Origin of the sequence: Mammaliicoccus sp. J-M41 (genome assembly GCF_022385935.1) — a bacterium.
Taxonomy (GTDB): domain Bacteria; phylum Bacillota; class Bacilli; order Staphylococcales; family Staphylococcaceae; genus Mammaliicoccus; species Mammaliicoccus sciuri_A.
Map to the genome: position 1 here is coordinate 22,534 of NZ_JAJNIR010000032.1, position 6,194 is coordinate 28,727.

Annotated in this window: 6 protein-coding genes; 5 read left to right on the forward strand and 1 reads right to left on the reverse strand. The window is 32.9% G+C overall.

Annotated features, from left to right (window positions below; translation table 11 throughout):
- Nucleotides 1–14: 14 nt before the first annotated feature.
- The 3 genes from LQ686_RS11065 to LQ686_RS11075 all read left to right on the forward strand — a co-directional run bounded on the left by LQ686_RS11065 (nt 15) and on the right by LQ686_RS11075 (nt 2,210).
- On the forward strand, nt 15–929 hold the full coding sequence (locus tag LQ686_RS11065) for an LCP family protein (protein WP_210135919.1): 915 nt from the start codon (nt 15–17) through the stop codon (nt 927–929).
- A 45-nt stretch (nt 930–974) separates the two neighbouring features.
- Nucleotides 975–1,274 (forward strand): winged helix-turn-helix transcriptional regulator, encoded by a 300-nt coding sequence (locus tag LQ686_RS11070; RefSeq protein WP_210135918.1) that lies wholly within the window; start codon nt 975–977, stop codon nt 1,272–1,274.
- A 75-nt stretch (nt 1,275–1,349) separates the two neighbouring features.
- Nucleotides 1,350–2,210, forward strand: coding sequence for a fructosamine kinase family protein (locus LQ686_RS11075; RefSeq protein ID WP_037590547.1), 861 nt, complete (start codon nt 1,350–1,352; stop codon nt 2,208–2,210).
- A 32-nt stretch (nt 2,211–2,242) separates the two neighbouring features.
- Here LQ686_RS11075 and LQ686_RS11080 read toward each other — a convergent pair whose 3' ends face one another.
- Nucleotides 2,243–2,803: a helix-turn-helix domain-containing protein gene (locus tag LQ686_RS11080; protein ID WP_210135917.1), complete on the reverse strand. Its 561-nt coding sequence runs from the start codon at nt 2,801–2,803 to the stop codon at nt 2,243–2,245.
- A gap of 116 nt (nt 2,804–2,919) precedes the next feature.
- Between LQ686_RS11080 and LQ686_RS11085 the strand changes: the two genes are divergently transcribed.
- Both LQ686_RS11085 and LQ686_RS11090 read left to right on the forward strand, forming a co-directional pair.
- Nucleotides 2,920–4,110, forward strand: a complete 1,191-nt coding sequence (locus tag LQ686_RS11085; protein ID WP_210135916.1) for a CynX/NimT family MFS transporter — start codon at nt 2,920–2,922, stop codon at nt 4,108–4,110.
- Between the two features lie 214 nt (nt 4,111–4,324).
- Entirely contained in the window at nt 4,325–5,707 is a 1,383-nt protein-coding gene (locus LQ686_RS11090) for an amino acid permease (protein WP_103360958.1), read from the forward strand.
- Nucleotides 5,708–6,194 lie beyond the last annotated feature (487 nt).

Genomic DNA, 6,194 nt, shown 5'->3' on the forward strand with positions numbered 1-6,194 from the left:
CTAGGAGTGTGACTATGAAGCTAACAAGAAAAGGTAAAGTAACAATTATTATTGCAGCTATCGTCTTAATTGCTGGTATATTCGTAACAGTAAAGGCGATTAATATAAATAACAAAGTTTATCAACCCATCAATAAACAAGATACAAAACATGTGAAAGAAAAAATTAAAAACAATAAGCCAATTTCTATCGCGATTTTTGGTGTAGATTCTAACAAAGAAAGAGAATCAGAAAATATAGGTGAACGAACGGATTCAATTATGTTAGCTTCAATCAATCCTAAAACTAAAGCAACTAAACTCGTTAGTGTTCCACGTGATATGGCAGTAAATATTCCTGGATATAGTAGTCATGATAAAGTTGCACATGCATATGCATACGGTGGATCAAAAACAGCAGTACAAACATTAAAAAATGAATTCAATATACCGATAGATGGGTATATAACAGTAGATATGGATGGCTTTAAAAAGACAATCGATGCCTTAGACGGTGTAAATGTTAAAAGTAATAAATCATTTACTTTTAACGGTACAAAATTTAAAGCTGGAGAGAAAGTGAAATTAAATGGTCAAGAAGCATTAGACTTTGTACGTAGCCGTAAAGAAGAAGGCGCTGGAGATGATGAAGGAAGACAAGAAAGACAACGTATTGTAATAGAAGCAACAAGTAAAAAGCTTAAAAATAATTTAAATGTCAATAATTTCAATGAGTTGATGAATGTCGCTCAAGATAACATTACAACAAGCTTTAATTTAAATGATACAAGGAAACTAATCACTGACTATAAAAGTGCAACAGAACATTTTGAGAAGATATCTATCGATGGTGTGAATCAAGTAGAGAGTGATGGTATTTGGTATTTCGAAGCAGATAAAGATGCGAAACAGCAAATTGTGAAATCGTATAAAAATAATTTAAAAAGCTAGCATATGGATGTATCAATTTACTTAATATGAAATGGGGTTATTTAAGTGACTTCAATTAATGAAGTGAAGATTGAACAAAATATGAATCACCTTATTCAAAATTACGGTATTCAACTATTAAATTATATGAGTGATTGTGAAAGAGAAGAACAAGCAATACTTTCAACGTTTGAGAAAGTGGATGATCAAACTATTAAAGCAACTCTAGAATTGTTGAAGCAAAATAATCTTATCAATGTTAGAACTGAAGAGATTATGCCCCCAAATATCTATTATCATCTTACGAAAGATGGCGAGTTGATTTTGCAGATGATTTATAAGTTTGAATCATTAACCTTTGAGTAGGTTACACAATAATAAATAGCTGTTGTTTTGAACTTTGAATAATTTTTAATACAATAACACATAGGAGGGATCGTCATGAATAAAGATTGGCAATCACAATTACCTATAGATGATATTAAAGAGCTCATACCAGTAAGTGGTGGAGATGTGAATGAAGCATATAGAATTGAAAGACAGAGTGGAACGGATTTTCTACTTGTTCAACATAATAGAAGCGAAGATTTTTACGCTGCCGAAATTGCTGGTTTAGAAGCATTTGAAGAAGCGGGTGTTACAGCGCCTGTTGTTAAAGGTTACGGTCAAATTAATGGAGATGCGTATTTAATACTAAGTTATCTTGAAGAAGGTCGTCGAGGTAGTCAAAGTGAACTCGGCAAACTGGTAGCGAAATTGCATAGTCATTATCAACAAGATGGTAAATTTGGATTTCATTTACCTTATCATGGTAGCGATATTACGTTCGAAAATGGTTGGAAAGATACATGGATTAATATATTTGTAGAGCAACGCTTAGATCAACTGAGAGACGAAATTGTAAGACGAGGACTTTGGTCTAAGGACGAACTTCAACAATTTGAACAAGTACGTACAGTCATTATTGAAGCCTTAACAGAACATAAAAGTAAACCGTCATTACTACATGGAGACTTGTGGGCAGGTAATTATATGTTCTTATCAAACGGGGAACCAGCATTATTCGACCCCTCTCCATTATATGGAGATCGTGAATTTGATTTAGGAGCAACAAGAGTCTTTGGTGGTTTCACGGAAGCCTTTTATAAAGCTTATGATGAAGCATTACCTTTAAGTAAAGGTGCAAATGAAAGAATTAAATTTTATGAATTATACTTATTGATGGTTCACTTAGTGAAGTTTGGGTCAATGTATGCAGGTAGTGTTCAGAGAACAATGGATGACATATTAAATGATAAGTAAAAAGGATTGGGATAAAGATTTATCCCAATCCTTTATTTATTGTGTTGATATTGTATAGTTGCTGTTAAATGAACATCATCTTCACCTATATTACGATAAGTATGTGTGACGTCAGATTCGAAACGTATGGCATCATCTTGACGTACTGTGTGTTTAACACCATTGATATCGACTTCAAGTGTACCGCTATGAACGATGATGTATTCCTCAGATCCATTGTGATGTCCTTCTGATTTCATTTCAGCTTCACTTTGTAAAATCATATTAAACATTTCAAAATTTTTATCAATATTAAATGGGAAATATGGGTATATTGTGACGGATTGATTATCGTTATATATAGGTGTAATGTCTGATTTAGACACGCAATTAATGTTATCTTCTTTATTAGAAATTAAATCGGATATAGGTAAATGTAAGCCATTTGCTATTTTCCATAAAGTTGTAATGGTAGGATTAGATTGTCCATTCTCAATTTGATTGAGCATTGTTTTGCTTACGCCTGTCAATTTAGATACTGTGCTTAGACTTAATTGTTGCGATGTTCGGTACTGTGACAAATTATGCGCAACAATTGTATGGATATCTTTCATAAATATAAACACTCCTATTTACTTTATAACGAACGCGTTGTACAATATAGCGTGTTCTTTATAACGAACGTTAAGAACAGTATAACAGAAATTTACTTTAGGGAGATAATAAAAAGATGGATCATATAAATAGAAGTAAAAAACAAACTTTAATATTATTTATTGGTATCTTACTAATTGGAGCAAGTTTAAGAGCACCTATTACTTCAGTAGGGATTGCATTACCTTCAATTAAAGAAACTTTAAATTTATCCAATACATCTGTCAGTTTAATCACAATTATTCCATTGCTTTCATTTGCAGTGATTTCACTATTCGCTGCTAAAATTAGTCATAAATTTGGATTAGAACGTACAGTTTTTGGTGCACTCATATTAATATGTATAGGTATTGCTTTAAGAGCGATTACAGGAGTCTCTTGGTTATATATCGGTACAATATTAATAGGTGTAGGGATTGCGTTTGGAAATGTGTTAACACCAGGTATCATTAAAATGAACTTCCCGTTACGTATAGGTATCATGACAGGTTATTACACAGTTGTGATGAATATATTCGGAAGTGCTTCATCATATGTTACAGCACCACTTGTTAAACATTTTAACTACAACATTGCAATCAGTTTAATAGGTATTGTAACGTTTATAGGTATTATTATATGGTCATTCCAGTTAAACAAACATGAAACAGTTAATAGTTCTCAAACTACGACAAATATAAATGTTTGGAAATCACCATTGTCATGGCAAATTACGCTATTAATGGGCGGCCAGTCAATGATATTTTATTCATTGATAAATTGGTTACCTGAATTTTTATTAAGTCATGGTACACCGATTAATGAAGCGGGGATTTATTTATCTATTCTTCAATTAGCGATTATTCCACTAACTTTTGTCACACCTATATTTGCTGAAAAAATGAAGAACCAAGTTCTGATTACTTTTGTGACAGGATTACTTTTCGTATTAGGTATACTAACGTTAATGTTACAACCTAACTGGGCATTTTTAGGTATTATATTGATTGGTATTGCCAGTGGTTTAGCATTTGGACTTGTTAATACATTCTTTGGATTAAGAACAGAAAATGGTTTAACGGCAGCCAAATTATCAGGTATGTCACAGTCAGTAGGGTATTTATTTGCTGCGATTGGTCCATTACTATTCGGTATACTGCACGATGCTACAAATAGTTGGAATACGTCATTTGGCATACTGCTTGTTACGTCAATTATCATTATGATTATAGGATCACGTGCGGGTAGAAACATTACAATAGAACAAACTTTAGGAGCGAGACATTAAATTAATGTCTCGTTTTCTTTATTTCTATTTATTAATTATAAATAAATTACAATATTATGAACAAAATACATATAATTTTATAAAAAAAGGAAAACGCTTTCTAGTAGTGCTTTATTTTCTGATTATTTATAGTATAATTGTCCCATGAAGTTTGAATAAAATTAAATAGATAAATCTTAACTGAAAAGTTTGTAATGAGGAGTGACATGAAAGAATGGAAGACAATCATTTAAAAAGGGGTCTGAGTTCACGTCAAGTACAGATGATTGCACTTGGTGGAACAATAGGTGTTGGTTTGTTTATGGGTGCTTCAAGCACTATCAAATGGTCGGGACCATCTGCAATATTCGCTTATTTAGTAGCAGGCCTTTTCTTGTATTTAGTAATGAGAGCAATGGGAGAATTAGTTTATTTGTATCCGACTACAGGATCATTCGCCAACTATGCGAGTGATTATTTACATCCAGTAGCTGGTTATGTAACAGCTTGGAGTAACATATTCCAGTGGATAGTAGTAGGTATGAGTGAAGTAATCGCTGTTGGTCAATATATGCAATACTGGTGGCCAGATTTACCAACATGGATACCAGGGGTAATAGTAGTTGTAACTTTAGCTGCAGCAAATTTAGCGTCAGTTAAAGCTTTCGGTGAATTTGAATTCTGGTTTGCAATGATTAAAGTAGTAACAATTATTTTAATGATTATAGCTGGTTTCGGTCTAATCTTCTTTGGACTTGGAAATGGCGGGAATGCTATAGGATTAGGAAACTTAACAGAACATGGTGGATTCTTCCCTAAAGGCATCGTAGGTTTCTTCTTTGCATTATCAATGGTTGTAGGTTCTTATCAAGGGGTAGAATTAATAGGGATTACAGCTGGTGAAACGAAAGATCCACAGAAAAATATTAAAAAAGCCGTTAATGGTGTAATATGGCGTATTTTAATCTTTTACATAGGTGCAATTTTCGTTATTGTAACAGTTTATCCATGGGATCAATTAGGTAACGTAGGTAGTCCATTTGTTGCAACATTCGCAAAAGTAGGTATCACAATTGCGGCAGGATTAATCAACTTTGTTGTTATAACAGCAGCAATGTCAGGTTGTAACTCAGGTATATTTAGTTCAAGCCGTATGGTTTATACATTAGCTCAAAAAGGACAAATGCCTCGTATTTTCACAAAAGTTATGAAAACAGGGGTACCATTCTTTGCAGTATTAGCAATTTCAATTGGTATTTTTGTAGGTGTTATTTTAAATATTGTATTACCATTAGTGATTGATGGTTCTGAAAATATCTTTGTGTATGTATACAGTGCATCAATACTACCAGGTATGGTTCCTTGGTTTATGATTTTATTTAGTCATATTCAATTTAGAAGAAATCATTCAGATGAAATTAAAGATCATCCATTCAAGATGCCATTTGCACCATACTCTAACTATTTAACATTAGGATTCTTTATCTTAGTATTAATCGGTATGTTGTTCAATTCAGAAACACGCGTTTCTGTTATTATCGGTATTGTATTCTTATCCGTAATGACAATTGTATACTTCTTAAGAGGTTATCATAAAGAAGATAAAGGTGAGTATTAAGCCTTTAACATAAAGCGTCTGGGACAGAAATGTTCTAGACGCTTTTTCGTATTTTTAGAAATATAGAGGTGGGGTGAATATTTTAGATGAGGGGAACTTATGAGTGGGGTGCGACAAGCGATTTTGGAGGACTGAATATTGCAAGTGAGATGTGACAAGCAATGTTGGGAGGGTGAATATTGCAAGTGAGGTGCGACTAGCAATACTCAGAGCATTGTATTTATCAAGACTGCCCAAACAAGATAAATAGGCGCCTCGTATTTATCAAGACTGCCTAAACAAGATAAATAAGAGCTCTGTATTTATCAAGATTGACCAAACAAGATAAATAGGAGATCTGTATTTATCAAGACTGCCCAAACAAGATAAATAGGAGATCTGTATTTATCAAGACTGACCAAACAAGATAAACATACTAAGATTAGCTGTGAAGAAATCTATGACGATAGATTTTTTCACAGCTATTTTTTATAGTTGTAGAGAGAAG

Bases quoted from the DNA above. Each gene is read 5' to 3' on its own strand.
- LQ686_RS11065 (WP_210135919.1), top strand. From the start codon at position 15: ATGAAGCTAACAAGAAAAGGTAAAGTAACAATTATTATTGCAGCTATC.
- LQ686_RS11075 (WP_037590547.1), top strand. From the start codon at position 1,350: ATGAATAAAGATTGGCAATCACAATTACCTATAGATGATATTAAAGAG.
- LQ686_RS11080 (WP_210135917.1), bottom strand. From the start codon at position 2,803: ATGAAAGATATCCATACAATTGTTGCGCATAATTTGTCACAGTACCGA.
- LQ686_RS11085 (WP_210135916.1), top strand. From the start codon at position 2,920: ATGGATCATATAAATAGAAGTAAAAAACAAACTTTAATATTATTTATT.
- LQ686_RS11090 (WP_103360958.1), top strand. From the start codon at position 4,325: ATGGAAGACAATCATTTAAAAAGGGGTCTGAGTTCACGTCAAGTACAG.